Annotated in this window: 2 rRNA genes; both read right to left on the reverse strand. The window is 43.3% G+C overall.

The features are described 5' to 3' along the window. Positions 1–114 (reverse strand): 23S ribosomal RNA (locus J3L11_RS18985); the annotation flags it as partial. A gap of 263 nt (positions 115–377) precedes the next feature. Beyond that, a 16S ribosomal RNA gene (locus J3L11_RS18990) occupies positions 378–467 on the reverse strand; the annotation flags it as partial.

A 467-nucleotide genomic window follows, 5' to 3' on the forward strand; every position in this document is an offset into this window, starting at 1 on the left:
GATATCTGTGGCTCAACGGGTTTTATCACCTCACCACAGCTTTTCGCAGATTAACACGTCCTTCATCGCCTCTGACTGCCAAGGCATCCACCGTATACGCTTAGTCGCTTAACCATACAACCCGGATGAGTTTCCTCTACCAAATCGTATCAACGACCCATATTGGTTTTTCTTTCGCCTTGATGTGCTTTATCGCTAAAGCACTAGAATTACAAAACACTTGATTGAAGTATTTTGAGAACTCATTTTGATTAAATATCGCTATTTAATCTCTACTATCAGCTTTCCAAATTGTTAAAGAACAAACATCACTTTCGTAATGCCGGTTTGAGACAAACCTATCTGTGTGAACACTCACAACAAATTCATCGTTTAGGTAAGGAGGTGATCCAGCCCCAGGTTCCCCTAGGGCTACCTTGTTACGACTTCACCCCAGTCATGATCCACAAAGTGGTAACCGCCCCCCC

It is taken from the genome of Shewanella sp. 4t3-1-2LB (assembly GCF_017368415.1).
Taxonomy (GTDB): Bacteria; Pseudomonadota; Gammaproteobacteria; order Enterobacterales; family Shewanellaceae; genus Shewanella; species Shewanella fodinae.